The organism is Photobacterium sanguinicancri (assembly GCF_002265265.1).
In the GTDB taxonomy this organism is placed as follows: Bacteria; Pseudomonadota; Gammaproteobacteria; order Enterobacterales; family Vibrionaceae; genus Photobacterium; species Photobacterium sanguinicancri.
This window is the reverse complement of the sequence record NZ_NOIF01000064.1, coordinates 1-24,584: the sequence shown is the minus strand read 5'-3', so window position 1 is coordinate 24,584 and position 24,584 is coordinate 1. Positions and strand designations below refer to the sequence as shown.

Below are 24,584 nucleotides of genomic sequence, written 5' to 3'. Positions count from 1 at the left end.
AGCTTTAATTCACGACTATATTTGGACATAAAAAAGACCCCCAATAATTGGTTGTCCAACTATTGGGGGTCATTTCATTGTGACTCAGGCTTTTTTGTTTGTCCTATATGGTGCTGTTATTGTGGGGCTGTGGAAACCACTTGATTGCGCCCATTCTCTTTTGCGCAATATAATCGTTTGTCAGCGATAGATAAAAGTCCGTCTATATCAAAGCACTCTTCATTGGCTGATACCACACCAACACTCATAGTGACCTGAATTTGACTGTCGTTGTATGCGATTTTTTGTGCTTCTATGTCTTGGCGCAATATTTCGAGTCGCTGATGGAATGAATCAAAAGGACCACAGAGCTGAATACAAAATTCTTCACCGCCAAAACGCGCTACGACCGCATCTTTAAAGTGTTTTTGCAGTAATTGGCTAATGTGTACCAATACGGTATCACCACCGTCATGGCCATAAGTGTCATTGACCTTTTTGAAAAAATCGATATCCATCATGGCAATGTTTGGTTGATGGCAATGCGGCTTACATTGTTGATCAAAGAAATAGCGACGATTCCACAATCCGGTTAACGCATCTTGGTTCGCCATTCGGTAGAGCTTGTCGGCAGTATCTTTCATGTTCAAAATATGATGAAGGCGACAGTTGAACTCTTCTTGGTTAAAGGGCTTGTAGAGGAAGTCGTTAGCACCCGCTTTAAGAAATTGCGCGGTCATTGAATCATCACTACTTGCGGATAAACCCAGAATAGCAATTTGGTTTCGACTGCGAATTTTACGCACATCACGGGTTAGGGTGATCCCATCTTTTTCTGGCATGTCATTGTCTGTGATGATCAAAGATACATCGGTGTGTTTAGCCAGTTGTACTAATGCTTCACGACCGTTTTCCGCCTCAATCACCGTCAGGTTTTGCCGCTCGAGCAGATTAATCAAGTAATTACGTACTACCGTAGAGTCATCGACCACTAATACTTTGTGTTGATCATTCGCTTGAATGCGTTGTAACAGCGGTACTAGATAGGAAACGGATTCAGCACTGTCTTTGAGCAAGTAATCAAGTACGCCTTTCGCCAGTACCTTCTCACGAATGGCATTACTAAATTGCGCGGTGAGCACCACGGATTTAATCTCATGCCCTAAGACAATATCGATAATTTCGCCGTCTTGGCCATCAGGCAGGCAGTAATCAAGTACTGCACAGAGGAAATCCTTATCTTGGGCTATCAAACATTGTGCTTCAGCGATGGTTGCAGCAAAGATGGGAACAAACCCACCTTGTTGAAGTTGCAGCTGGAGAAAGTTACGAAATGTTTTGCTGTCCTCAACAACCAGAATACGATTGCACAAGTGGAACTCCTTGTTCGTTGATGCCTTATTGATATATCTGTTAGATTTTAAGCTCGTTCATGTTGCCAATGTAACTGATAAAGTCTCTGACTCTGATGTTGCTCACAAGAAATGGCTTCATTAGTGAGTGTAAAATTATTCCATCCTTTTATTCGTCCCTGATTCTCGGTTAGTTATCAGTTTTTAGTTGTTCGATAGCCATCGAGAGGGGCTTTTCATGGATCTTACCGTGAACCGTTTTCCTCATTTCCTACTTTATTTCTAATGGGAAGTGCTTATAATTACACTGTATGTATAAACAGGCTCGGCGCGCGCGTAAGCCATAGCAACAGGTAATTGTAGGTGCAAGAGACACGGCAACGGAAAATCATTCATGTTGATATGGATTGCTTTTATGCAGCGGTCGAAATGCGCGATGATCCCAGTCTGCGTGATATTCCGATTGCCATCGGGGGCCGTTCTGAGCAACGTGGTGTGATCAGCACATGTAATTATCTTGCCCGTGAATACGGTGTACGTTCTGCTATGGCAACAGGTCATGCAATGAAATTATGTCCCACTCTTACCTTGGTACCGGGACGCATGGCGGTATACAAGGAAGTGTCTCAGCATATTAGAGAAATCTTTTCACGATATACCGATAAGATAGAACCGCTTTCTCTTGATGAAGCGTACCTCGATGTCACTGAATGTGAATTACTGCATGGATCTGCCACCTTAATTGCTCAAGATATTCGTCGAACAATAGAAGAAGAGCTGTATTTAACTGCATCAGCAGGGATAGCTCCTATCAAGTTTATTGCTAAAGTCGCGTCTGATTTGAATAAGCCGAATGGTCAGTTTGTAGTAACGCCCGATCAGATCCCTGACTTTGTCGCAGAATTAAAGTTAGAGAAAATTCCAGGGGTGGGTAAAGTTACGATCCAAAAACTGCACGACAAAGGGATGTACACAGGCAAAGACGTACAAGCTTATGACCGCCATTTATTATTACAACAATTTGGTAAATTTGGTCAGTCATTATGGTCTCGTGCTCACGGTGTTGATGAACGAGAAGTAGTGGTTGAGCGGCAACGTAAATCGGTTGGTGTTGAGCGCACATTTTCGGTGAATATCAGTGAATACCAAGAGTGCTGGCAAGTGATTGAAAAACTGTATCCAGAACTTGAAAAGCGATTGGCTAAAGTACGCCCTGAGCTGAATATTGCCAAGCAGGGTGTAAAGATTAAATTTGCTGATTTTCAACAAACCACAGTAGAGCATGTGCAAGCAGTATTAGATAAAGCGCAGTTCGTGGGTTTACTGCAAGAAGCGTTAACACGTCAGCAAGGGCGGGAGATCCGTTTGATAGGGTTGAGTGTTGGTTTAGAAACTGGCACCAAAGCTCAACAGCTTTCGTTTGATTGGAATTAGAAACTGCTGAGTTACAATGGTTTCAGCCCGGCATAAAAAAACGCCCGCAAACCGAGTTTACGGGCGTTTTTGTTTCAGTTGAGCAATTAAGCTTTAACTGGGATGTTCTTCAGAATCGCCACCATTTGTTCCCAGAATAGGGCAACAGTTTCAATCTGTATTTTTTCGTCAGGTGAGTGCGGGAACTTAATCGTTGGGCCGAAAGAAATCATATCCATATTTGGGTATGGTTCTTTAAATAGACCACACTCAAGACCTGCGTGGATCACCATGATGTTTGGTGTACGGCCGTAAATGTCGTTGTAAGTTTCGCGGAATAGCTTCATTACTTCAGAATCAGCATCTGGCTTCCAGCCCGGGTAAGCACCAGAGAACTCACATTGTGCACCCGCAAGGTTAGCAATTGCTTTTAGCATGCCTTCAACATTGCTACGGCCAGAATCGATTAGCGAGCGAATAAGGCAAAGAATCGTTACTTTGTCTTCTTCTGTTGTAATAACACCCACGTTTAGTGATGTTTCAACAACACCAGCAATGTCATCACTCATGCGGATAACACCGTTAGGGCAAGCATTAAGTACAGCTAGAAGACGTGTCTGGTCTGCTGCTGCAAATACATTAGCAGGAAGCTCAGCTTGTTCTGTAAATAGGGCAATGTCTGTTTCAACACGGCCTAGTTCAGCGCTTAGTACTGCTTGGTAGTGAGTAAATAGGCTGTTTAGCTTATCAACGTTTGCAGCAGGTAATGTTACAACTGCGTTTGCTTCACGAGGAATAGCGTTACGAAGGCTACCACCAGTGAAAGATGAAAGGCGAAGGCCTAACTCTTCAGCGTGAGCAAATAGGAAGCGACCCAGTAATTTATTCGCGTTACCACGACCGGTGTGAATATCACAACCTGAGTGACCGCCTTTCAGGCCTTTAAGAACCATTTTAACAGCTTGATGCTCTGCTGGTACGCCATCGCGTACAACTTCTACAGTGATAGAACCATCAACACCGCCAGCACAGCCCATGTAAACTTCGCCTTCTTGCTCTGAATCGGTGTTCAGAAGGATATCGCCTTCTAACCAACCTTCTTTCAGACCAAATGCACCCGTCATACCGGCTTCTTCATCAATTGTAAGCAGTACTTCCAGTGGGCCGTGTTCAACATCTTTAGCGGCAAGAACAGCTAAACATGCAGCCATACCCATACCGTTATCAGCGCCCAGCGTTGTGCCTTTTGCTGTAACCCACTCGCCATCAATAAATGGCAGGATAGGATCTTGTAAGAAATCGTGGTCGGTGTCTTCGTTCTTCTGAGGCACCATATCGATGTGAGCTTGTAGTACTACACCTTTACGATCTTCCATACCTGGCGTTGCAGGTTTCTTAATGAATACGTTGCCTACATCATCACGACGTACTTCAAGGCCTTCACCTTGTGCGAATTGGATGATGTGCTGAGCAAGTTGCTCTTCGTATTTCGATGGGTGTGGAATAGAACAGATTTGATCGAAGAATTGCCACACAGGTTGTGGTGACAGTTGGCTGATTTCAGACACAGAAGTCTCCCTTTGAATATCAGTAGTGACATCTTAACGATCTAGTCGATCTATAAGGTTGTCACTGAATTCACTAGATGAATATCTATTAATAAGCCGCCTTTTGCAGCACAACTTACTATCCAAGTGCATTCAAGGATACCACTGTGCATGTAGGGGGAACAGTGAAATGTGTCTCAGTAAGCATAGTATAAGCGCTAGGGCACGTTATAGAGTAAACGGCTGCTTCTATCTATGTGCTGTGATTTCTGAATATCTTTTATTGCACACTTTTGCTCATTTGAACCGTAACTACAGCTCATAGCTAAGAGGAATAACAAAACAATACAAGAGGCGTATTTATGGTGTGATATACCTAATAGTTATTATGGATCTGATTGCCTATTTGTTTCGTGTAATTAAATTACACTATTTACGATCAAAGCTAATTTTTTTAGAAAAAGTGTGACGTAGTTAAAGAAAATGCTTGTAAGTAAATTACGATGTGGTTATAGTTTCTGCATCTTATGAAGAGATGACAACGACACACTAACTGTTCAGGATGAACCCGATATATCGCCTCCATGGAACTGAGATTAAGTGCTACCAGTGAAGGTTATTGCTCCAAGGAATTGAGCCATGCTGACTGTGCATGTGTTTGGATAACTTATGAAAGGTGATTTTAAAATGAAAATATTTGACTCTATTACTACTTATTGGAACAACCGCTCTGTTTACACATCGAACTTCCAATACCCGAGTTACTTCGGTTACTAATTTTCAGAAAATAGTGAGTGATGAACACTATTTTCTTTGAGCAGTATTGTTTACCCCCTTACTTCAGAATTTAAAATAGCTGTATAAAGTTATTTGCAACATTCTATCGCCACTCCACATTGGGGTGGCGTTTTTTTATCTATTAGCTTAATTCCCCCCCCTTGTATTACCTCGCATTATTAAATCTAGTTCGTATATAGCGTATGAAATTGATTGTCAGTTGAAAGCTGTATTCGATTACATTTACTGTAAAGCCTCATATTCACTACTTAACTTGATAGATTGTTTGTTAATGATAAGTAGACAATTTTAAAGGTGGTGAAATAACACACAGTGCATATGCTTTTAACTTATTGATTTAAAAGTTTAAAAAAATCAAGCGCAATCTGGTGGTGAGTTTTTTGTTCAGTTGGCACTAAATTACACCATTCTGCATCTCATTACTGGATCTTCATTGGGTTGAGGCATATAATCGCGCTCCTAAACCCAAAATAGCAAACGTTTACCTAATCGTTTACTTAACGTTTATGCCAACGCTTGTTGATGAATTTACCTTTATAAATGCTGCGTAAATCTCCAAGGAATCGAGAGCAATGCTTGAGAAACTATTTAAACTGAAAGAACACGGTACAGACGTTCGCACTGAATTACTGGCTGGTTTAACTACCTTTCTGACCATGGCGTACATCATCTTTGTTAACCCAACGATGCTGTCGCAAACAGGTATGGACCACGGTTCTGTTTTTGTTGCTACGTGTTTAGCTGCAATGATTGGTTGTTTCATTATGGGTTTTGTTGCTAATTACCCAGTTGCTCAAGCACCCGGTATGGGGCTTAATGCTTTCTTCACTTACAGTGTTGTAATGGGCATGGGACACACATGGCAGGTAGCACTGGCTGCGGTATTCTTGTCTGGTTTGTGTTTTATTGCTTTAAGTTTATTAAAGGTACGCGAGTGGATCATTAATGCGATCCCACTGTCACTGCGTACTGGTATCTCAGCAGGTATTGGTCTATTCCTTGCGTTCATCGCGCTACAAAACGCAGGCATCGTTGTGGGTAATCCTGCAACCTTGGTGCATGTGGGCGATTTAACCAGCTTACCTGCAGCGTTGGCGGCGTTAGGTTTATTCTTAACTATTGCACTAGTGCACCGTGGTTACAAAGCGGCGGTATTGATTGCGATTCTGGCGGTAACACTGCTTGGTATTTTATTTGGTGACGTGACATATGGCGGCATAATGTCGATGCCACCAAGTATCGCACCTACGTTCTTGCAGCTTGATTTTTCTGGTGCAATGGAAGTGGGCTTAATTTCGATTGTTTTTGCTTTCTTATTTGTCGACTTGTTTGATACCGCAGGTACGTTAGTGGGTGTGGCAACAAAAGCAAATTTGATTGGTGAAGACGGTAAATTACCGCGTCTAAACCGAGCATTATTAGCCGATAGTACAGCAACATCTGTTGGTGCATTATTGGGTACGTCGAATACTACGTCATTTGTTGAAAGTGTGTCGGGTGTGGCAGTTGGCGGTCGTACAGGTCTAACTGCGGTGACGGTTGGTGTATTATTCTTATGTGCATTGTTTTTTGCCCCATTGGCGGGTATGGTTCCTGCCTATGCGACAGCTGGTGCGCTATTTTATGTTGCCATTCTAATGATGTCTGGCTTAGTAAGTGTTGATTGGCGTGATTTAACCGAAGCAGCGCCAGTCGTGGTGGTGTGTTTATTAATGCCACTGACTTACTCTATTGCTGAAGGTATTGGCCTTGGCTTCATCACTTATGCAGTTGTAAAATTGATGAGTGGTAAAGGACGCGAAGTAAACGCGAGCGTTTGGGTTATTGCTGCACTATTTCTTGCTAAAATTATTTTTCTATAACACAGGTTAACAGTGAACAATTTCGCTGATTAGAGGTTCATCGGATATGAGTAATAAGTTCGTCATTACATGGGATAACATGCAAATGTACACACGTCAGCTAGCAGAGAAACTGCTTCCAGCTGATCAGTGGAAAGGTATTATTGCAGTTAGTCGTGGTGGTTTGGTTCCTGCGGCAATCCTAGCGCGTGAGCTTAACATTCGTCACGTTGATACCGTATGTATTTCAAGTTACGACCACGATCACCAGCGTGAAATGAAAGTGCTAAAACAAGCGGACGGTGACGGTGAAGGTTTCATCGTAATCGACGATCTTGTGGATACAGGCGGCACAGCTGAACTGATCCGCTCTATGTACCCAAAAGCGAAGTTCGTTACGGTTTGTGCTAAACCTGCTGGTAAGCACCTTATCGATGATTACGTGGTTGATATTGCTCAAGATACATGGATTGAGCAACCATGGGACATGGCTGTGACTTTCGTTGAGCCTATCTCAAAGAAATAATCTGCTATCACCATAAAGATATATTGAAGAGAGACGCTGATGCGTCTCTTTTTTTTATCTGTACTATATGGCTTGTTCTTCATCAAGAATACCCATAAAAGCCAGGTGTGATGAGTGTTATACTTGGCGTAGTCGGTATATATTATCTCTTAGGTACTATTTTTCGATAATGACTGCTTTTTAGGACTTGTATTTAACTGCAAGCACCCGTTTTTATTGTTGTTATCGTTATTGCTATGGAGAACACTGTGTCTGAACCATCAAAGTCGAATTTATCTGAAAAGCTGTTTGCACCTCGTCAGACATCCAAAGAAACCTCAAGCTTAGTGCGTATAGCTCATCAACAAGCTTCTGGCGTGCACAATGCACTCGATGGCGATACCGAACATGGTTGGTATCGAAGTCTGCGTCGTCCACAATGGATCTGGCAGGGCGTTGATCCGATCGAAATGGAAGCCTTATTTGCCCGTTTAGCGGGAAGTGACTCCGCACGTACCTCGGAAGATCAACTCGATACCGTCGTTGGGTATCGGCCGGGTAACTGGATTTATGAATGGTCACAGTTAGCGGGTCAACACCATAAAAAATCACGTGAATTGGTTGATAACAAGCAGCCTCAAAAAGCCATTGATGAGCTGCTAAAATCCAGTACTTATTACAGTATTGCCGCTTACCCACACTTGAAGGGGGATACGTTAGCGGCACAAGCTGAAGTGCAGGCGAACCAAACTTACCGTGAAGCGATGGAGCTTTCGCCACATCAAATGAAAACTATTGATGTGAAGTATGAAGGTAAAACCTTTCAAGCTTTTATCCATTTACCGCGAACAGACAAGTTACTGCCGACAGTGATTGTGAGTGGTGGGCTTGATACGTTACAAAGTGACTTATGGCCTTTATACCGCGATTACTTAGCACCTGCAGGTTATGCGATGGTGACGCTGGACATGCCATCGGTTGGCCACAGTGCTCGTTGGTCATTAACGGAAGATACAAGCCGTTTACATCAGGCGTTGTTACAGCAAATTAAAGAAGTACCTTGGGTTGATCACCATCGAGTGGCGATGATGGGGCTGCGCTTTGGCGGTAATGCCGCGATCCGTTTAGGCTTTTTAGAGCCAACGCGCTTAAAAACCTGCATCAGTATTGGTGGGGCAATTCATGGTTTCTTATCACAGCCGAAGCTGCTTGATCAAATGCCACAGATGTACCTTGATATGATTGCCTCTCGCATGGGTAAGCATGGCGTATCAAGACAAAGTCTGCTTGCGCACTTGCCGGCATGGTCGCTAAAAAATCAAGGGTTATTAGGGCGCCGTAAAGTGGATGTACCTATGCTGGGTATCAGTTTGAAGAACGATCCTGTGTGTCCTGAAACAGATAACCAGTTGATTGCTATATCGAGTTATGGTGGAAAGGCAGTGACATTGCCAGAGAAGCCACTGCATGATGGTTACCATCGTGCAATGCTCACTATCATGGACTGGCTGGAAGAGAAGTTAGGGAAATAGCTTAGGTTTGGCAGCATAATTGTAAATATTTTGTTGCCAATTGGGCTTTTTTTAGGCTTAAATGGAATAGTTAGGTTTTGAGAATAAGCAGTAAGTTATTGGTTGTTAAGTCAATAGCAAATTGCGTACTGTAACTATGGATAGGAGATACGCGATGACGACTCAAACAGCTTTTCCACCTTATGGCCGCCTATTAACAAAATTAACTGCGATCGGCCCTTATTTACGCAAGCAACAATCAAAAGAAGGTGCTTTTTTCTTTGATTGTCTGGCCAGTTGTATTAGCGCTAAAAAAGAGCCTCATGAACGTGAGTTTTGGGGCTGGTGGCTAGAGCTCAACGCCAGCGAAAAAGGTGGATATGAATACCGTTATTTCTTTGGCCGATATAACAGCGCAGGTGAATGGGTAGAAGATAAAGTACCGGCTAAACACAGTGAAGCGGTACTCAAAACACTGAATGATTTTTACCCAAAACTGACGAAATTGTTAGATGAAACCTTCGAGTTGCCTGTTATTGCGGCAGCTGATTTAAAGGAAGCCGAATTAGGCGCTAGTGACTAACCCCTCTAGCCTAAGTGCGCATTATTGACGGCACTTAGGCTTTTCTCCTCAAGAATAAAGAAAATCACCCTTTCTCGCAGTATTTTCTTGTGATTTGTAGGTGGGATTGATAAAACAAATGAACAAAAATTTGTTCACTAATTTGTTTGATCCCATGGCAGAAAATACATACCTAAATGCAAAAGAGCAGGACCTCGCGGGAACTCATACAGCACAGTCTGAGACCCAAGCGGTAAAGCAAAAAACTGTAGTTGTTAAACTTGGTACTAGCGTACTAACAGGCGGTACATTGAAACTCGATCGCGCTCATCTTGTTGAGCTTGTTCGTCAGTGCGCTCAGTTACGTCGTCAAGGTCATAAAGTTATCATCGTAACGTCTGGTGCTATTGCCGCCGGTCGCGAGCATTTAGGTTACCCCGAACTGCCCAAAACCATGGCCAGCAAGCAGTTACTCGCCGCTGTTGGTCAGAGTCGTTTAATTCAAGAGTGGGAGCACCTTTTTGGCATTTATGGGCTGCATGTCGGTCAAATGCTATTAACCCGTGCAGATCTTGATGATCGTGAGCGTTATCTGAATGCGCGCGACATGATTGTCGCCCTGCTTGATAACGGTATCATTCCTGTTGTGAATGAAAACGATGCGGTTGCCACCACTGAAATCAAAGTGGGCGATAACGATAACTTATCAGCTTTAGTGGGGATTTTAGCGGGAGCAGACAAGTTACTGTTACTGACAGACCAACCTGGCTTATTTACCGCTGATCCTCGTAATAACCCAGATGCAGAACTGATCCGCGAAGTACACACCATAGATGAAACGCTGCGCAAACTAGCAGGTGGTAGTGTGGGCGGTTTAGGCACTGGTGGCATGGCAACTAAGCTTCAAGCCGCTGATGTTGCACGTCGTGCGGGTATTGAAGTGGTGATTGCTGCGGGTAGTCGTCCTGGTGTGATTGCCGATATTGTGGGTGACACTTCGGTTGGTACGCGCTTTTTACCGCTCGAGTCACCATTAGAAAGCCGTAAGCGTTGGATCCTTGCCGGTCCTCCACCCGCTGGCGATATTATTATTGATACTGGCGCCGCTAATGCGGTACAGCTGCGAGGCAGTAGCTTATTGTCTAAGGGTATTACTCTTGTAAAAGGCAGCTTTGAACGTGGCGCTGTGGTACGTATTTATTCGACGGAAGGTGCGTTGTTGGCTCGTGGGCTTTGCCGTTATAGCAGCAAAGATATGACCAAAATTGCGGGCAAACACAGCCAAGATATTTATCAGGTACTTGGGTACGAATATGGCCCAGTTGCGATTCACCGTGATGACTTGGTTGTCATTTAGTCGCCTTTAGCCTTGTGCTTAACAGCCTCGAAAAGATAAGAATAAAGGGAAGCATTGTGAACTTAGAATTAATGGGTAAAGCGGCGCAACAAGCGGCGTTTGAACTTGCAACATCATCGACAGCACAGAAAAACCAAGCATTAGCGATTATCGCTGACGAGCTTGATGCAAACCAAGCGGTTATTTTAGCCGCGAACCAGAAAGACATAGATGTTGCCCGTGAATCAGGCATGTCAGATGCTTTAGTCGATCGTCTGTTACTGAACGAAGCGCGTTTGAGTGATATCGCGAACGATGTGCGTAATGTGATAAATCTCAATGATCCTGTGGGCGCAGAGCTAGACAGCCGTGTACTTGAAAATGGTATGCGCCTAAGCCGTCGCCGTGTTCCACTGGGTGTTGTTGGGGTGATTTACGAAGCACGTCCGAACGTGACTATTGATATTGCCGCTCTATGTTTGAAAACAGGTAATGCCAGTATTCTTCGTGGTGGTCGTGAAACTTTCCACTCCAACATGGAGCTAGTGAAAGTGATTCAAGTCGCACTAGAAAAAGCAGGTTTACCTGCGGCTTCTGTGCAATACATTGAAAAGCCAGATCGCGAGTTAGTTTCGCAACTGCTTCGCTTAGATCAATATGTCGATATGATTATTCCTCGCGGCGGCGCGGGTTTACACAAGATGTGTAAAGAGAACAGCACCATCCCAGTGATCATCGGTGGGTTTGGTATCAGCCATGTGTTTGTTGATCAAAGTGCCGATTTATCACGTTCTCTTGATGTGGTTGAAAACAGCAAAGCGCAGCGCCCGTCAGCATGTAATGCATTGGATACCTTATTAGTGCATGAAAAGGTAGCGGAAGCTTTCCTACCGCGTTTGGCTGATCGCTTGAACAAAAGTAAAGTCGCGCTAGTGGCAGATGAAAGCGCCTATGACTTACTGGAAGGCAAAGCGTCTGAACTGCGTCATACTGTGGATGGTGATTTCGATACGGAATGGCTGAGCTTCACGCTAGGTGTGAAGGTGGTTAAAGACGTTGATGAAGCTATTGCACATATGCGTAAGCATAATGCGAGCCACTCAGATGCGATTCTAACGAACGATATTCAATCGGCAGAACGTTTCGTGAATGCCGCGGGCTCGGCGGCAGTGTATGTCAATGCATCAACACGCTTCACCGATGGTGCTCAGTTTGGTTTAGGCGCTGAGGTTGCAGTATCTACTCAAAAACTGCATGCGCGTGGCCCTATGGGCTTAGAAGAGTTAACCAGTTACAAATGGGTAGGGCAAGCAGATTACTTGTGCCGCTCATAAATCAGCGATAATTTGCGTACAAAAAAGGTTGCCTCGGCAACCTTTTTTAATGGGTGTAATAACAGTCTGTAACCTAGTTATCAGTGATTGTAATCAGTAAAAACGATCAGGTGCTTAGTTAGATTGGTATAAATATAAGCTTATTTTTGGGTGTTATTTATGTCTGAAGGAGACTCTTCACTGATTTGCTTAGCATTTTTTTCTTCTTCTGCTAATGCTTGTTCACGATCGTGTTTTTCTTTTAAATATTTGATTTTATCTTTGTCGCCAAATTTCATATTGGCGGTGTACTTCAAAGCCATAATATTACTGACAACAACACTTAATATGACAGCTGTGATCACCCACGGATTCAGTAACCATTCCATTTAGACCTCACAGATATTAATAATGAACCTGTTATAAATACTATCAAGGTTTGCCAAAATCTGCGACTTTCCAGCGACCTGACTTTGGTTAATTGTGCGATGGAGCAACTCTAATGTGAAGTGCTGTAATAATGGCTGGCTGACGGTGTGATAGCTGAGGTGCCAAGGTTCAGCAGAGACGCCACCAAGGTCATTTTTATAGGGTAAGTAAAAACCGTATTTAGCCATGTGCTCTGTTAACCATTGGGCTAGTTCGGCTTGGTGCCCACCATCTTGGTATTCCCATGGTTCTAATTGGAGTTGGACGCCCACAGGGAGACAGTTGCGGGCATAGATATCGATATCTGTTCCCCAATGATGCCGACTCGCCCCCGGAAGAGCAGACCAACGTAGGATCGCCATGATCTTTTCTTTATCAGACAATAACTCAGGATCTAATGGCTGGCTATTATGATCCAGAATCGGGCGCAGACCGTTGAATTTATTATCCCAAATCATTTGTTGGCGCTCGAACGAGCGAAAGCCACTGGCAAGGCATAGCTCAAAGCCCGCCACTTTTGCGGCTTGCTGCATCGCCAAGAAGTCAGGTTCAATCGCCTGATGAATAAAGTGCTGCTGGTGGCTAACAAGGTGATCGGTTGATTGACCAGTTAGCAGCCCATCGCTAATGCGATGGGCAAATGGAGTGGTCGGCATTAGAGCGCGTTTTCCAATACTTTTTGGTACATATCGGTCAGCTTTTCAAGATCAGCGACTTTTACGCACTCGTTAACTTTATGAATAGTGGCATTCACCGGGCCTAGTTCAACCACTTGGGCTCCTGTACGGGCGATAAAGCGCCCATCAGATGTCCCACCCGTGGTTAATAGCTCAGGACGTTTGTGATTGACCGTTTCGATTGCCGTTACAACAGCATCAAGTAGGGTACCGTGATCGGTAAGGAAAGGTTGGCCACTTAACGTCCATTTAAGATCGTAATCTAACCCATGTGCGTCCAGCACAGAATGCACTTTACGTCTGATGTCTTCATCCGTTAGCTCTGTACTGAAGCGGAGGTTAAACTGCACCTCGAACTCACCAGGGATCACATTGGATGCCCCTGTTCCTGCTGCAAGATTGGCAATTTGAAAACTGGTGGGTGGGAAGTAGTCATTGCCGTTATCCCACGTAGTGGCTGCTAACTCTGCCAGTGCAGGCATGGCGCGGTGAACTGGATTATCAGCAAGGTGTGGATAGGCGACATGGCCTTGTATGCCTTTTACCGTAATATCACCCGTAATCGAACCACGACGGCCATTTTTCACCACATCACCGACTTCATGGGTGCTAGAGGGTTCACCCACAATGCACATATCGATCTTTTCGTTACGTGCTTCTAGGGTGTCAATCACACGGGTTGTCCCGTTAATGAATGGCCCTTCTTCATCTGATGTGATCAATAAGGCGATTGAACCAGCATGATTAGGGTTTTCAGCAATGAATCGTTCAATAGCAACAATCATACACGCCAGTGAACCTTTCATATCCGCTGCGCCACGACCGTGTAAGTAACCATCGATAATGGTTGGTTCAAACGGAGGGGTATGCCATAGCGCGACCTTGCCTGAAGGGACCACATCGGTGTGGCCTGCAAAGACAAACAATGGCGCTTCACTGCCACGACGAGCCCACAGGTTAGTCGTATCTTCAAATACCATGGTTTCTATGATGAAGCCAAGTTTTTCAAGGCGTGCAATCATAACGTCTTGGCAGCCTGCATCCTCAGGCGTGACGGATTGGCGACTAATAAAATCTTTGGCCAGTGCAATTACCGGGCTTTCTGACATCCTTGTATCCTTCCTTATTTCGCTGCAACGTGAGATGCAAAGATCTCTTGATATTGCGCAGGTTTAAAGCCGAGGTAATGGCTTTCGTTGTGAACAAGCAGAGGACGCTTGATCATTGCTGGGAATTCCAGCATTAAGCTGATTGCCGTGTCACGGTTTAGGCCATCTTTTTGCTCATCGCTGAGCTGACGGTAAGTTGTGCCACGCTTATTAACCATCGGCTCCCAACCCAATGCCGCTTCAAATGCTTCTAACATTTCTAGATCCAAGCCCTCGACACGGTAATCGTGAAATTGGTACTCAATATTTTCAGCTTCAAACCACTTTTTCATTTTCTTGATGGTGTCGCAGTTTTTGATGCCGTATGCAGTTGTTTTCATTGTGAGCCGACTTACCTAATGAGTTATTAAAATGAGGTATAGGTCTCCTTTATAACCAGAATGAGACCTAGGTGCAATATGAGAGCGGGGTTGATTTTGTCCTTGTCAGTATGTCGAGGAGTATGGTGAGTGCCTATAGTCGTTGGTTGGCTTTTGTTTATTGGTTACAGATTTTTGGAATATGGAATGAATCAATAATAGATGACAAATTAACCTGAGCTAACATGCTGTTATAGCGAGGCATTAGTACTAAATCGAGCAAGAACTGATTGTAAAGTGAGCGATTTATTGCTGTTGTGAGTAAATGCTTACTTGCTGGCGGCTAAAATGGTTGCAGATAAACACCACCAAAGTGTGATGGATGCCCACTTATAGGATGGAATATACGGTAAACAGACTCGCATATTGATCAAACTCAACATGTCATTTTAGATTGTCGCAATAATGAGTGCGCCTTGTTCGTTCAAGGCCTTTGCCAAGGATATACCTATTTGAGTAGTTATTTGCCGTCATTTTTAACGACGATCGCTTCAGATGATTACTCAAATGAGTATTGTGGAGGTCTCAATGGAATTGAATCCAGTTTTTGCACGCCGCCTTTATTTGGCTTTATTAGTTGAACATATCGAACGTCCTAACGTCCCTAAATTGATCGAGAAAACGGGCTGGCCTCGTCGAACTATTCAGGATGTATTAAAAGCATTACCCGGTTTGGGTTTTGAGTTGACCTTTATTCAAGATGGTAAGCGTCATAACGATGGCTACTATAAATTGAGTGATTGGGGGCCGTTTGATCCCGCTTGGGTTGAAGATCGTGAACCGGATTTAATCAGCGCGTTGGCTTAGCTTCTATACGTTAGTGTTAATCTGTCATCAAAAGAAAACCGCCTTTCGGCGGTTTTTTTTGATTGTTGTTTGCGAAGCGTTGACTTGGCGTTAAGTGTCTTATTTTTTCGACGGGCAGTAATAGGCATTGCCGATATAAGTGACAGAAGAAGCATAAGGAACTGGCTGACCCAATAAAACAGTATTAGCCCCAACGGATGCAGCTTGGTTGCGTAGTTGGTTCAATGCGCCTTCTACTAGTGAGTCATTGGCAAGTAACCAAAAGTTGTACCATGACCCCTCTGATCCCACTAGTGTGCTTTTTAGCTGGCATTGCTGGCTGGTAGTTTCCACATTCCAAACAATATCAACCTGTTTACCTTTCAGTGTGACAGGGGTGGTTGTACAGCCATTCAAAGTCAATAGCACAAAGCCAAGTACAAAGTACTGTTTCACTTATAGCCCTTGCGATTCTAGGTACAGTACCGTTGCTGCTGTTCGTGATTTCACTTGCAGTTTTTTCAGCAAGCTTTTCATATGCACTTTCACGGTAGCTTCTGAAATAAAGAGAGTATCCGCAATTTGTTTATTACGGTGACCTTTGGCGACTTCTTGTAAAATCTGGGTTTCACGATCGGTAAGGCTATCAAGCAAGCTGTCTTGCTCAACATTATCGGTCAGGTATTCTTTCACTAAACTGCTGTAGGCTTTACCACCACACATGGCTTCTTTCAGTAAACGGATTAGTTCATCGGGCTCGGTATCTTTTAGTAGGTAACCGTCAGCACCTGCTTGGATCAGTGTCTTAACGTCGTTACGGCTGTCAGAAACGGTTAATACCACAATGCTGCTCTCGATCCCTTCCGCTCGCATGGTGTTTAAGGTATCTAAACCTGACATGCCTTTCATATTTAGATCTAACAGGATCAGATCGGGTTCTTTTTCATGGGCTAGCCCAACGGCATCTGCACCATTGCTTGCTTCTGCGACTAATTCAAAATCTGGTTCAAAACTGAGTAACTGGCCAATACCACGACGCATTAGCGGGTGGTCATCGACGATCATTACTTTCCAACACGTCATTTTATTATCCTTATGGCGTTAGCAAGAAGCTGAGTGTAACGCAGCAACCTTGCTCTGGCTCTGAGGTTATTGTTACTTCACCATTTAAGCGATCAGCCCGTTCAGCCATAATGGCTAACCCGTAATGGTTGAGTTTTTCGTTACTTTGATCGAAGCCTAAACCATCGTCACAGATTGTAATATTGACCTGCTCATCTTGTTGTTGGCAGGTAATGATGATTTCATCAGCTTGCGCATGTTTGATGGCATTCAATGTGGCTTCGCGGATCAACTGTAATAAATGCACTTGGCGGTGCGCATCGAGATTAAGTGATGATAACTGATTATCGATGATTATCATCGCATCTGTTTGCTCATCAAGTGGTTTCATTATCTCAACAAGGGCCTCACCAAAATTGGCTTCTTTAATGGTTAAACGAAAAGTGCTTAACAGTTCTCTAAGCTGGGTGTACGCACTTGATAAACCGTTATCTATTTCGGCAATTATCTGTTCTGCATGTTCATGTTCTTGCTTTGCCAGTTGGCGCTTTAGTAATGTGACCTGAATTTTCAAATAAGACAGTGACTGGGCAAGCGAATCATGAAGTTCACGTGCAATGGTGGCACGTTCTTCCATTAATAGTAATTGATCTGCCTGCTTTTGAGCGCGATTATAGTAGATACCGCGGCCTAATAGCCGAGCGACGTTATCAATAAGTGCATGATCAGGGCAGGGTAAGGTTTCTTGCCAGTGTAGCTGTCCCATTATCTGGCTGTCGAGTATTAAGTCTTGATGATGCCAATAACGCTCTGTAGCGACACCAGCTCCTGCCTTTATTACTGTCTCCGCTCCACTGTTTTCGGTAATTGTGAGAGTAACAGCAGTAAGTCCTTCAATCTCGACTAATGTATCGAGCATATTCTTAAAGTTTTGAGCGGTTAAGCGAGTAACAGATAACTCTTGAGAGCAATTATACAAAACTTGGAGCGATGCATTAGCATGGCGTAATCGGCGTGTTTTTTCATTAACCGACTGCTCTAAGTTTCGGTAATGTTTGCCAAGTTCTGCAGCCATTTTCGAGAAAATACCTGCTAAAATGCCCAATTCGTTGTCACTCTTTACATCAATTCTTACATCAAAATCGCCATTTTGTACTTGTTGGCTGGCAGCAACCAATTGGTTTAGCGGGCTGACGATTTTCCGTTGGGTGAAGTGAATAGTAAACAGTGCGATTACTAAGATAAGGCTTAGGCCGACCCCACCTGTTATCGATAAAATTTGCAGTTTTATGACAGAAAATTCCTGAAGTTCAAACACGAACCTATCAATATTATCGACGAAGGTGGCGACTTCTTGTACGAAACGGGTTTCGTTCTCGATGGCAAGTGATGGATTCAGGCTTTCCCAACGATCAATCAGCTTGTAGTAATGGCGTTGAATATCGGCAGGTACTGTCCAATGTTCGAGTGCGGCCATAGAAGGTGAGAATAGCGATTGTTCAAATTGATCGAGATGTTCATTGAAAAGTGGGGAGTCAGCTTGAATGTCATAGGCTAACCGATAGCTTTGCATCCGCAGTGAACCTGACACATTGATTGCCTCGGCATCATTCAAGCTAGATGCAAGTGTCAGCAAAGCAAAGCTAGTGGTGGCAATCGAGAGTAACAATATGGCCAACATGGCACGAGCAATCGTCGTTGTAACGGGCTTTTGTGGCCTATTCTGCACGCAGCATCCTTATGTTCTATTATTTTTAGTAGTGATTGATAACTGGTTAAAAAACCAACGATTCATTCATTGGTGAAATTGTAAGCCAAATAGTGTGAGGGTTGTCATTTCAGTTTATTGATCCAAAACAAATAAAGTCGTTAATTAACCCTAACTGGGTATTTAAGCATTTGTTAATAGTTCTAGACTTGCCGTGAAGAATAATGAGCAATTATGAACAGTATCAGAGGTCGTTAATACCTATTAATACAAGGATTGATTATTACAGGCCAATGTCTGTTCATCTTATTTCATAAAGTGCGTTTTTGAGGTAGCAATTGATGTTTGATCGTGGACGGCGAAACTTATTATCTCGACGTCGTACCCCAGCACTACCAAGGATGCCTTGGCTTGTTGATGAAGACACTTTCGTAGATAACTGCACACGATGCAACAAATGTCTCTCAGCCTGTGAAACGAAAATTATAGTCAAAGGCGATGGTGGATTTCCTACTATCGACTTTAACCAAGGTGAATGTACTTTCTGCACCCAGTGTGTAGATGCATGTCCAGAGCCGCTCTTTCGTTCTACGACGGAAGCTGCTTGGGATGTAAAGGCACGAATAAATCAGCAATGTTTAGCTCAAAGCAATGTTGAATGCCGAAGTTGTGGCGATATGTGCGAAGTACAAGCCATTCGATTTAAGTTACAGGCTGGTGGTGTTGCACAACCAGAGCTGGAATTGGATCTATGTAATGGCTGTGGTGCATGTGTGGCGACTTGTCCAACATCCGCCATCACCATGGTGACCAGAAAATTAGAAGAGAAGTAGCGTATGGCACTGGATGAAGTACATATCTCTAGTCTTGTAGTGCATGTCAAACCTGAGTCCCTAGCAGCAGTAAAAGCTCAGATTTTAGAGATGCCAAACACAGAAATACACGGCGAGAGTAAAGAAGGAAAAATCATTGTAGTACTTGAAACGGAAAATCAAGGCTACGTGACAGACACAATAGATAAAATCAATAATTTAGAAGACGTTTTAATCACTTTTTTAGTGTATCACCAAATTGAACACTTCGATTCGCAATCTGAGGACGACTCATGAAAATGACAAGACGTGCGTTTGTGAAAGCAAACGCGGCAGCATCAGCCGCTGCTGTTGCGGGAATTACCCTGCCTGCGTCAGCAACTAACCTAATCGTTAGTTCTGACCAAACTAAAATTAAGTGGGACAAAGCGCCTTGTCGTTTTTGTGGTACAGGTTGTTCAGTACTTGTGGGTACACAGAATGGTCGAGTTGTGGCAACTCAGGGTGACCCTGAAGCGCCAGTGAACAAAGGCCTGAACTGTATTAAAGGCTACTTCCTATCTAAGATCATGTACGGTAAAGATCGCCTGCAAACACCTATGCTGCGTATGACAGACGGTAAGTTTGATAAAAATGGTGACTTTGCGCCGATCTCTTGGGATCAAGCGTTCGACATCATGGCTGAAAAATGGAAAGCCGCACTGAAAGAAAAAGGCCCAACAAGTGTGGGCATGTTCGGTTCTGGCCAGTGGACAGTAATGGAAGGTTACGCTGCATCGAAAATGATGAAAGCGGGCTTCCGTTCTAACAATATTGATCCCAATGCCCGCCACTGTATGGCATCGGCTGTAGGTGCGTTTATGCGTACTTTTGGTATCGATGAACCTATGGGTTGTTACGATGATTTTGAACACGCAGACTCATTCGTTCTGTGGGGTTCAAATATGGCTGAAATGCACCCTGTTTTGTGGACACGTATTACTGACCGCCGTCTAAGTCACCCTCATGTTAAAGTAAACGTGCTTTCTACTTATTATCACCGCTCATTCGAGTTGGCTGATAACGGTATGATTTTCGAGCCACAAACTGACCTTGTTATTGCGAACTACATTGCTAATTACATCATTCAAAACGATGCAGTTAACTGGGATTTCGTTAACAAGCACACGAACTTCAAACGCGCAGAAACTGACATCGGTTACGGTCTGCGTGATGAGCACCCGCTTCAACAAAAAGCGGCCCATGCTAACTCGGGCAAAATGCACGAGATGAACTTTGAAGAGTATAAAGCGTCTGTTGCTGAGTACACCCTAGAAAAAGCATCAACAATGTCAGGTGTTTCAGAAGCGAAACTACTTGAGATGGCAAAGCAATACGCGGATCCAAACACCAAAGTGATGTCACTATGGACTATGGGTATGAACCAACATACTCGCGGTGTGTGGATGAACAGCTTGGTGTACAACATTCACTTGCTAACAGGCAAAATTTCTAAGCCTGGTAACAGCCCATTTTCACTAACAGGCCAACCATCGGCTTGTGGTACAGCGCGTGAAGTGGGTACTTTCTCGCACCGTTTACCAGCAGATATGGTTGTTGCTAATCCTAAGCACCGTGCTATCGCGGAAGGTATTTGGAAGCTACCAGAAGGTACTATTCCACCAAAACCAGGTTACCACGCTGTTTTACAAGATCGCATGTTAAAAGACGGCAAGCTAAATGCTTACTGGGTAATGTGTAACAACAACATGCAAGCGGGTCCAAACATCAATGAAGAACGTCTACCGGGTTACCGTAACCCAGAGAACTTTATCGTATGTTCTGACCCATACCCAACGGCAACGGCGCAAGCATCTGATTTGATCCTACCAACAGCAATGTGGGTAGAAAAAGAAGGCGCTTACGGTAACGCAGAACGTCGTACACAAGTTTGGTACCAACAAGTAGAAGCACAAGGTGATGCGAAATCTGACCTTTGGCAGATCATGGAATTCTCTAAGCGCTTCAAAATTGAAGAAGTGTGGGGCGAAGAGCTATTAGCTCTGAAACCTGAGTACCGTGGCAAAACCATGTACGAAGTTTTGTTCCGTAACGGCCAAGTAGATAAGTTCCCACTATCTGAAGCGCAAGAACTGAACGATGATGCAAAAGCACAAGGCTACTACCTACAGAAAGGTCTTTTCGAAGAGTATGCAATGTTTGGTCGTGACCACGGGCATGATTTAGCACCATACGATGTTTACCACCAAGTGCGTGGTCTACGTTGGCCAGTTGTGAATGGTAAAGAAACACAATGGCGTTTTGCTGAAGGTTCGGATCCATACGTACCAGCAGGCGAAGGTTTCCGCTTCTATGGCCATGGTGATGGCAAAGCAAACATCATTTTTGCACCGTTTGAACCTGCACCTGAAATGCCAGATAAAGAATACGATATGTGGCTATGTACAGGCCGTGTTCTTGAGCATTGGCACACAGGTACTATGACACGTCGTGTACCTGAACTATACAAAGCTGTACCTGATGCAGTGTGTTATATCCACCCAGATGATGCACAAACTCGTGGATTGCGCCGTGGTGACGAAGTTAATCTTGCTTCTCGTCGTGGTGAAGTGCGTTGTCGCGTTGAAACGCGTGGTCGTAACCGTCCGCCAGTAGGCTTGGTTTTCGTACCGTTCTTTGATGCACGTGTTTTGGTGAACAAGTTGATTTTGGATGCAACTGATCCGCTGTCTAAACAGACAGATTACAAGAAGTGTCCAATCAAAATTACTAAAGTCGCGTAATTGATAAGCCAATCCTGCTTCTTGTCAGAGGCAGGATACTAGCTTCGAATTTAGCCATTATAGGCGGAGAAAAGAATGAAACGATTAATGCTTGCCCTTATGACGGTAGGGCTTTTTTTCACAGGTGTTGCGCACAGTGACGATGCTCAATATGAGCGCGGTATTGGTGGTGTTGAATCACTACGCGGTGCAAGTGAACTTGAAACAACGCGTCCTGCTGATGACTTTAAACGTTATCCGCGAGACCAAGGTGTGATTGATAGCGATTACGTTTATCAGCCACCACTTATTCCACATACTATTCGTAACTACGAAGTATCGTTGAATGCGAATAAATGTTTATCGTGCCATAGCTGGAAGAATGCAAAAGAAATGGGCGCAACAAAAATTAGTGTAACCCACTATGAAACACGTGAAGGCCAAGTGCTTTCAGATGTATCGCCTCGTCGTTACTTCTGTCAGCAGTGCCACGTTCCCCAAGCTGATGCTAAGCCTTTAGTTGGCAACACCTTCGAGCGTGTTGATGCATTACGCGACAGCGTGGAATAAAAGGGGCATTTATGAACATATTAAAGGCGTTTTGGCGCCGAATGACATCACCGAGTAAGGTGGCTGTTGGTTTAGTGTTGTTTATGGGTTTCATTGGTGGTTTGGCATTCTGGGGCGCGTTTAACACGGGTATGGAAGCGACAAACACTGAAGAGTTCTGTTCTGGTTGTCACGCACCGATTGTGAAAGAAATCCGTGAAACCGTTCACTACTCTAACCGTTCTGGCGTACGTGCTATTTGTTCTGACTGTCACGTACCACATAACTGGACTGATAAAATTGTACGTAAAGTACAGGCATCAAAAGAGCTTGTTGCATTTGCAATGGGAACCATAGGTACCGAAGAGAAATTCCAAGCACGTCGAGGCCATTTAGCGCATCGTGAATGGAAGCGCATGAAAAATAACGACTCGCAAGAGTGTCGTAACTGTCATAACTTCGATTACATGGATTTCTCAGAGCAAGGACCTCGTAGTGTTAAGCAACACTCGACAGCACTGGCTTCAGGCGATAAAACATGTGTAGACTGTCATAAAGGTATTGCACATAAACTGCCTGACATGAAAGATGTCGAAGGTTGGTAATAACTAAGGGGTAAATGAGCGATGAGTACTTTAGAGTCGATTATCTGGCACGTACTTGGTTATGCTGCAATGCCTGTAATCATCTTATCTGGCTTTGCTGCTGTAGCTGTCATTTCTATCGGGTTGCTGTCTTTGGGTAAAGACAAAAACATTTAATAGAATGGCAATAATCAAGCTAAGTATTAAACCACGTCGGTAGCGGCGTGGTTTTTTTATGAGACAAAATCGTATGGCTGTCAGTGAGCGGGCCTATACGCCTACTGGGGCTGAATTGTCGATACGCGCTTCACCAGCCCGATGATAAGTAGCATGGCCCACACTGTATAAATGGGCAGCCACTCTATGATTAAGTGGGCAATGTTTGAAGATTCTTGGCTAAACCAAATTTCACCTAAATGCAGCGTAGCCATGAGCAATAAGCCAAGGAAGCTAAAGATAAGAAATGTTGGTCTGTCCATGATCTTCTCCATCAAGTATGTCGATGGATATACTATAGATCTAAATGAGAATTATTACCAACTTGATTTTTGGCTTTCTCCCTTCTGTGATCGATCTCCACTCACTCTACGGTGCGATCAGCTTCGCTTCGAGCAGCTGTTGTCGAAAAGCCTCTGCTCGTTCGCGGTTAACCCCAAAATCCGAGTAACCTGTTCGGGATTCTGATCGAACTTCAAGCATGTCACCGTTTTGATGAACTTCAAAGTCATCAACAAATTTGAATACGCTACTGACACACTCAACACGAATATACCGTTCAGCGCGCTCACCCAGTCGAGCACCAGGAAGGGCTAAGGCAACTTGTTCAATTTGCGGCCAACTATCTAGACCCGCTTCAGATAGGTTGAAAGCGTCAAGGCTGTACTCAGCACGTTCATCGATGGTTGAGACGCAATTAGGCTTATCATTGCAGGGTAAGCCCGTACGATTCGCTATATTGACGCTATCAGCATTTGAGCAACCGAATAGCATTATAGAAAGAGAGAATAGCGGGAGTCGAATTAGATGTTTATTCATACTTATCCTTGTAATGATTCGGCAATAACTTATGTGATAGCTCAGCGAGTGAGTAAGCCTGAGTACCTTTCACTTATCCTACCGTAGCAGATAGAACGCAAAGCCACCCCATGAAGCGAACAGTAGGGCCCATGGTAACCAATGTTGCTTATATTCAATATGTGACGTGATTGAAGTCTCTTCTTGTGTGGCTTCTGATTTGTTACTGCTTTTAGTTTGCTTCTTCTTTAACTTATCACGTTCGCGTGCTTTTGATTTCTGTTGTTTTTTATACAGTTCAATACCTTTTTGGACGCCTTGTGCTATCAGTTTTGTCTGTTCTTTGGTTTGACCTGTCTTTTGCGTTGCGCGCGCAATTTTCATAGCTTCATCTTGCGTCTCTTGTGACGGTGCTTGGTGTTGTTTTGAATTAGACATTTAAATCCATAAGGTTAGGCTGCATTTCCATTGATTATACGTGAATTTCAGGCAGAAATGTTATGGACTATTTTGTAT

General features: G+C 43.9%; 26 protein-coding genes. 14 read left to right on the top strand and 12 right to left on the bottom strand.

Features of this window, described 5'->3' with window-relative positions; translation table 11 throughout:
- Positions 1 to 116: 116 nt before the first annotated feature.
- Positions 117 to 1,352: a GGDEF domain-containing response regulator gene (locus tag ASV53_RS11560; RefSeq protein ID WP_094957202.1), complete on the bottom strand. Its 1,236-nt coding sequence runs from the start codon at positions 1,350 to 1,352 to the stop codon at positions 117 to 119.
- Positions 1,353 to 1,694: 342 nt separating this feature from the next.
- Between ASV53_RS11560 and dinB the strand changes: the two genes are divergently transcribed.
- Entirely contained in the window at positions 1,695 to 2,765 is a 1,071-nt protein-coding gene (dinB, locus tag ASV53_RS11555) for a DNA polymerase IV (protein WP_275657098.1), read from the top strand.
- Positions 2,766 to 2,851: 86 nt separating this feature from the next.
- Here the strand turns inward: dinB and ASV53_RS11550 are convergent, their stop codons facing one another.
- Positions 2,852 to 4,312 carry an aminoacyl-histidine dipeptidase gene (locus ASV53_RS11550; protein ID WP_094957201.1) on the bottom strand — a complete coding sequence of 487 codons (1,461 nt, stop codon included), beginning with the start codon at positions 4,310 to 4,312 and terminating at the stop codon, positions 2,852 to 2,854.
- Between the two features lie 1,349 nt (positions 4,313 to 5,661).
- On the opposite strand from ASV53_RS11550, the gene ASV53_RS11545 reads away from it, so the two are divergent.
- The 6 genes from ASV53_RS11545 to ASV53_RS11520 all read left to right on the top strand — a co-directional run bounded on the left by ASV53_RS11545 (position 5,662) and on the right by ASV53_RS11520 (position 12,178).
- Entirely contained in the window at positions 5,662 to 6,951 is a 1,290-nt protein-coding gene (locus ASV53_RS11545; protein ID WP_062687959.1) for an NCS2 family permease, read from the top strand.
- 46 nt (positions 6,952 to 6,997) lie between these two features.
- Positions 6,998 to 7,456, top strand: a complete 459-nt coding sequence (gene gpt, locus ASV53_RS11540) for a xanthine phosphoribosyltransferase (protein ID WP_094957200.1) — start codon at positions 6,998 to 7,000, stop codon at positions 7,454 to 7,456.
- A 248-nt stretch (positions 7,457 to 7,704) separates the two neighbouring features.
- Positions 7,705 to 8,967, top strand: a complete 1,263-nt coding sequence (gene frsA, locus ASV53_RS11535) for an esterase FrsA (protein ID WP_094957199.1) — start codon at positions 7,705 to 7,707, stop codon at positions 8,965 to 8,967.
- A gap of 154 nt (positions 8,968 to 9,121) precedes the next feature.
- Complete coding sequence (gene crl / locus ASV53_RS11530) at positions 9,122 to 9,529, top strand: sigma factor-binding protein Crl (RefSeq protein ID WP_062687961.1); 408 nt, start codon at positions 9,122 to 9,124, stop codon at positions 9,527 to 9,529.
- 118 nt (positions 9,530 to 9,647) lie between these two features.
- Positions 9,648 to 10,865 (top strand): glutamate 5-kinase, encoded by a 1,218-nt coding sequence (proB, locus tag ASV53_RS11525; RefSeq protein WP_390959984.1) that lies wholly within the window; start codon positions 9,648 to 9,650, stop codon positions 10,863 to 10,865.
- A gap of 71 nt (positions 10,866 to 10,936) precedes the next feature.
- Complete coding sequence (locus tag ASV53_RS11520) at positions 10,937 to 12,178, top strand: glutamate-5-semialdehyde dehydrogenase (RefSeq protein ID WP_439126484.1); 1,242 nt, start codon at positions 10,937 to 10,939, stop codon at positions 12,176 to 12,178.
- 140 nt (positions 12,179 to 12,318) lie between these two features.
- On the opposite strand, the gene ASV53_RS11515 is transcribed toward ASV53_RS11520, so the two are convergent.
- Genes ASV53_RS11515 through ASV53_RS11500 form a run of 4 tightly spaced genes read right to left on the bottom strand, consistent with a single transcriptional unit; the run spans position 12,319 to position 14,752 of the window.
- Positions 12,319 to 12,546: a DUF2897 family protein gene (locus tag ASV53_RS11515; RefSeq protein ID WP_062687963.1), complete on the bottom strand. Its 228-nt coding sequence runs from the start codon at positions 12,544 to 12,546 to the stop codon at positions 12,319 to 12,321.
- A complete protein-coding gene (locus tag ASV53_RS11510) occupies positions 12,547 to 13,242 on the bottom strand; it encodes a M15 family metallopeptidase (protein ID WP_094957197.1) in 696 nt (231 codons plus the stop codon).
- On the bottom strand, positions 13,242 to 14,372 hold the full coding sequence (dapE, locus tag ASV53_RS11505; protein WP_094957196.1) for a succinyl-diaminopimelate desuccinylase: 1,131 nt from the start codon (positions 14,370 to 14,372) through the stop codon (positions 13,242 to 13,244). Before dapE ends, ASV53_RS11510 begins: the two co-directional genes overlap by 1 nt.
- A 14-nt stretch (positions 14,373 to 14,386) precedes the next feature.
- Positions 14,387 to 14,752: an ArsC family reductase gene (locus tag ASV53_RS11500; RefSeq protein WP_094957195.1), complete on the bottom strand. Its 366-nt coding sequence runs from the start codon at positions 14,750 to 14,752 to the stop codon at positions 14,387 to 14,389.
- 567 nt (positions 14,753 to 15,319) lie between these two features.
- On the opposite strand from ASV53_RS11500, the gene ASV53_RS11495 reads away from it, so the two are divergent.
- Complete coding sequence (locus tag ASV53_RS11495) at positions 15,320 to 15,598, top strand: winged helix-turn-helix domain-containing protein (RefSeq protein ID WP_062687967.1); 279 nt, start codon at positions 15,320 to 15,322, stop codon at positions 15,596 to 15,598.
- Positions 15,599 to 15,697: 99 nt separating this feature from the next.
- Here the strand turns inward: ASV53_RS11495 and ASV53_RS11490 are convergent, their stop codons facing one another.
- From ASV53_RS11490 to narQ, 3 genes are read right to left on the bottom strand one after another with little or no spacing between them, the layout of a single operon-like run.
- A complete protein-coding gene (locus tag ASV53_RS11490; RefSeq protein WP_094957194.1) occupies positions 15,698 to 16,033 on the bottom strand; it encodes a DUF4156 domain-containing protein in 336 nt (111 codons plus the stop codon).
- A complete protein-coding gene (locus ASV53_RS11485; RefSeq protein ID WP_094957193.1) occupies positions 16,034 to 16,660 on the bottom strand; it encodes a response regulator in 627 nt (208 codons plus the stop codon). It abuts the gene before it with no gap.
- 10 nt (positions 16,661 to 16,670) lie between these two features.
- Complete coding sequence (gene narQ / locus ASV53_RS11480) at positions 16,671 to 18,368, bottom strand: nitrate/nitrite two-component system sensor histidine kinase NarQ (protein WP_094957192.1); 1,698 nt, start codon at positions 18,366 to 18,368, stop codon at positions 16,671 to 16,673.
- A gap of 320 nt (positions 18,369 to 18,688) precedes the next feature.
- Here narQ and napF point away from each other — a divergent pair, with 320 nt between their 5' ends.
- From napF to ASV53_RS11450, 6 genes are all read left to right on the top strand, one after another.
- Positions 18,689 to 19,180 carry a ferredoxin-type protein NapF gene (napF, locus tag ASV53_RS11475; RefSeq protein ID WP_094957191.1) on the top strand — a complete coding sequence of 164 codons (492 nt, stop codon included), beginning with the start codon at positions 18,689 to 18,691 and terminating at the stop codon, positions 19,178 to 19,180.
- Between the two features lie 3 nt (positions 19,181 to 19,183).
- Complete coding sequence (locus ASV53_RS11470) at positions 19,184 to 19,456, top strand: chaperone NapD (RefSeq protein WP_094957190.1); 273 nt, start codon at positions 19,184 to 19,186, stop codon at positions 19,454 to 19,456.
- On the top strand, positions 19,453 to 21,942 hold the full coding sequence (napA, locus tag ASV53_RS11465) for a periplasmic nitrate reductase subunit alpha (RefSeq protein ID WP_094957189.1): 2,490 nt from the start codon (positions 19,453 to 19,455) through the stop codon (positions 21,940 to 21,942). The genes ASV53_RS11470 and napA overlap by 4 nt, the downstream gene beginning before the upstream one ends.
- A 75-nt stretch (positions 21,943 to 22,017) precedes the next feature.
- Positions 22,018 to 22,491: a nitrate reductase cytochrome c-type subunit gene (locus tag ASV53_RS11460; protein WP_094957188.1), complete on the top strand. Its 474-nt coding sequence runs from the start codon at positions 22,018 to 22,020 to the stop codon at positions 22,489 to 22,491.
- Positions 22,492 to 22,502: 11 nt separating this feature from the next.
- Positions 22,503 to 23,075: a NapC/NirT family cytochrome c gene (locus ASV53_RS11455; RefSeq protein WP_062687973.1), complete on the top strand. Its 573-nt coding sequence runs from the start codon at positions 22,503 to 22,505 to the stop codon at positions 23,073 to 23,075.
- 21 nt (positions 23,076 to 23,096) lie between these two features.
- The gene (locus ASV53_RS11450; protein WP_094957187.1) at positions 23,097 to 23,231 is read left to right on the top strand and encodes a TIGR02808 family protein; all 135 of its coding nucleotides are present in this window, start codon (positions 23,097 to 23,099) and stop codon (positions 23,229 to 23,231) included.
- Between the two features lie 101 nt (positions 23,232 to 23,332).
- Here the strand turns inward: ASV53_RS11450 and ASV53_RS11445 are convergent, their stop codons facing one another.
- The 3 genes from ASV53_RS11445 to ASV53_RS11435 form a co-directional block, all read right to left on the bottom strand.
- Complete coding sequence (locus tag ASV53_RS11445; protein ID WP_094957186.1) at positions 23,333 to 23,533, bottom strand: hypothetical protein; 201 nt, start codon at positions 23,531 to 23,533, stop codon at positions 23,333 to 23,335.
- Positions 23,534 to 23,639: 106 nt separating this feature from the next.
- Entirely contained in the window at positions 23,640 to 24,089 is a 450-nt protein-coding gene (locus tag ASV53_RS11440) for a DUF1499 domain-containing protein (protein WP_094957185.1), read from the bottom strand.
- A gap of 78 nt (positions 24,090 to 24,167) precedes the next feature.
- Positions 24,168 to 24,506, bottom strand: coding sequence for a DUF2956 domain-containing protein (locus tag ASV53_RS11435; RefSeq protein WP_062687976.1), 339 nt, complete (start codon positions 24,504 to 24,506; stop codon positions 24,168 to 24,170).
- Positions 24,507 to 24,584 lie beyond the last annotated feature (78 nt).

Excerpts from the sequence above, each read along its gene's own strand:
- ASV53_RS11545 (WP_062687959.1), top strand. The coding sequence starts at position 5,662 with ATGCTTGAGAAACTATTTAAACTGAAAGAACACGGTACAGACGTTCGC.
- gpt (WP_094957200.1), top strand. The coding sequence starts at position 6,998 with ATGAGTAATAAGTTCGTCATTACATGGGATAACATGCAAATGTACACA.
- crl (WP_062687961.1), top strand. The coding sequence starts at position 9,122 with ATGACGACTCAAACAGCTTTTCCACCTTATGGCCGCCTATTAACAAAA.
- proB (WP_390959984.1), top strand. The coding sequence starts at position 9,648 with ATGAACAAAAATTTGTTCACTAATTTGTTTGATCCCATGGCAGAAAAT.
- ASV53_RS11520 (WP_439126484.1), top strand. The coding sequence starts at position 10,937 with ATGGGTAAAGCGGCGCAACAAGCGGCGTTTGAACTTGCAACATCATCG.
- ASV53_RS11515 (WP_062687963.1), bottom strand. The coding sequence starts at position 12,546 with ATGGAATGGTTACTGAATCCGTGGGTGATCACAGCTGTCATATTAAGT.
- ASV53_RS11510 (WP_094957197.1), bottom strand. The coding sequence starts at position 13,242 with ATGCCGACCACTCCATTTGCCCATCGCATTAGCGATGGGCTGCTAACT.
- dapE (WP_094957196.1), bottom strand. The coding sequence starts at position 14,372 with ATGTCAGAAAGCCCGGTAATTGCACTGGCCAAAGATTTTATTAGTCGC.
- ASV53_RS11500 (WP_094957195.1), bottom strand. The coding sequence starts at position 14,752 with ATGAAAACAACTGCATACGGCATCAAAAACTGCGACACCATCAAGAAA.
- ASV53_RS11495 (WP_062687967.1), top strand. The coding sequence starts at position 15,320 with ATGGAATTGAATCCAGTTTTTGCACGCCGCCTTTATTTGGCTTTATTA.
- ASV53_RS11485 (WP_094957193.1), bottom strand. The coding sequence starts at position 16,660 with ATGACGTGTTGGAAAGTAATGATCGTCGATGACCACCCGCTAATGCGT.
- napF (WP_094957191.1), top strand. The coding sequence starts at position 18,689 with ATGTTTGATCGTGGACGGCGAAACTTATTATCTCGACGTCGTACCCCA.
- ASV53_RS11470 (WP_094957190.1), top strand. The coding sequence starts at position 19,184 with ATGGCACTGGATGAAGTACATATCTCTAGTCTTGTAGTGCATGTCAAA.
- napA (WP_094957189.1), top strand. The coding sequence starts at position 19,453 with ATGAAAATGACAAGACGTGCGTTTGTGAAAGCAAACGCGGCAGCATCA.
- ASV53_RS11460 (WP_094957188.1), top strand. The coding sequence starts at position 22,018 with ATGAAACGATTAATGCTTGCCCTTATGACGGTAGGGCTTTTTTTCACA.
- ASV53_RS11455 (WP_062687973.1), top strand. The coding sequence starts at position 22,503 with ATGAACATATTAAAGGCGTTTTGGCGCCGAATGACATCACCGAGTAAG.
- ASV53_RS11450 (WP_094957187.1), top strand. The coding sequence starts at position 23,097 with ATGAGTACTTTAGAGTCGATTATCTGGCACGTACTTGGTTATGCTGCA.
- ASV53_RS11445 (WP_094957186.1), bottom strand. The coding sequence starts at position 23,533 with ATGGACAGACCAACATTTCTTATCTTTAGCTTCCTTGGCTTATTGCTC.
- ASV53_RS11440 (WP_094957185.1), bottom strand. The coding sequence starts at position 24,089 with ATGAATAAACATCTAATTCGACTCCCGCTATTCTCTCTTTCTATAATG.
- ASV53_RS11435 (WP_062687976.1), bottom strand. The coding sequence starts at position 24,506 with ATGTCTAATTCAAAACAACACCAAGCACCGTCACAAGAGACGCAAGAT.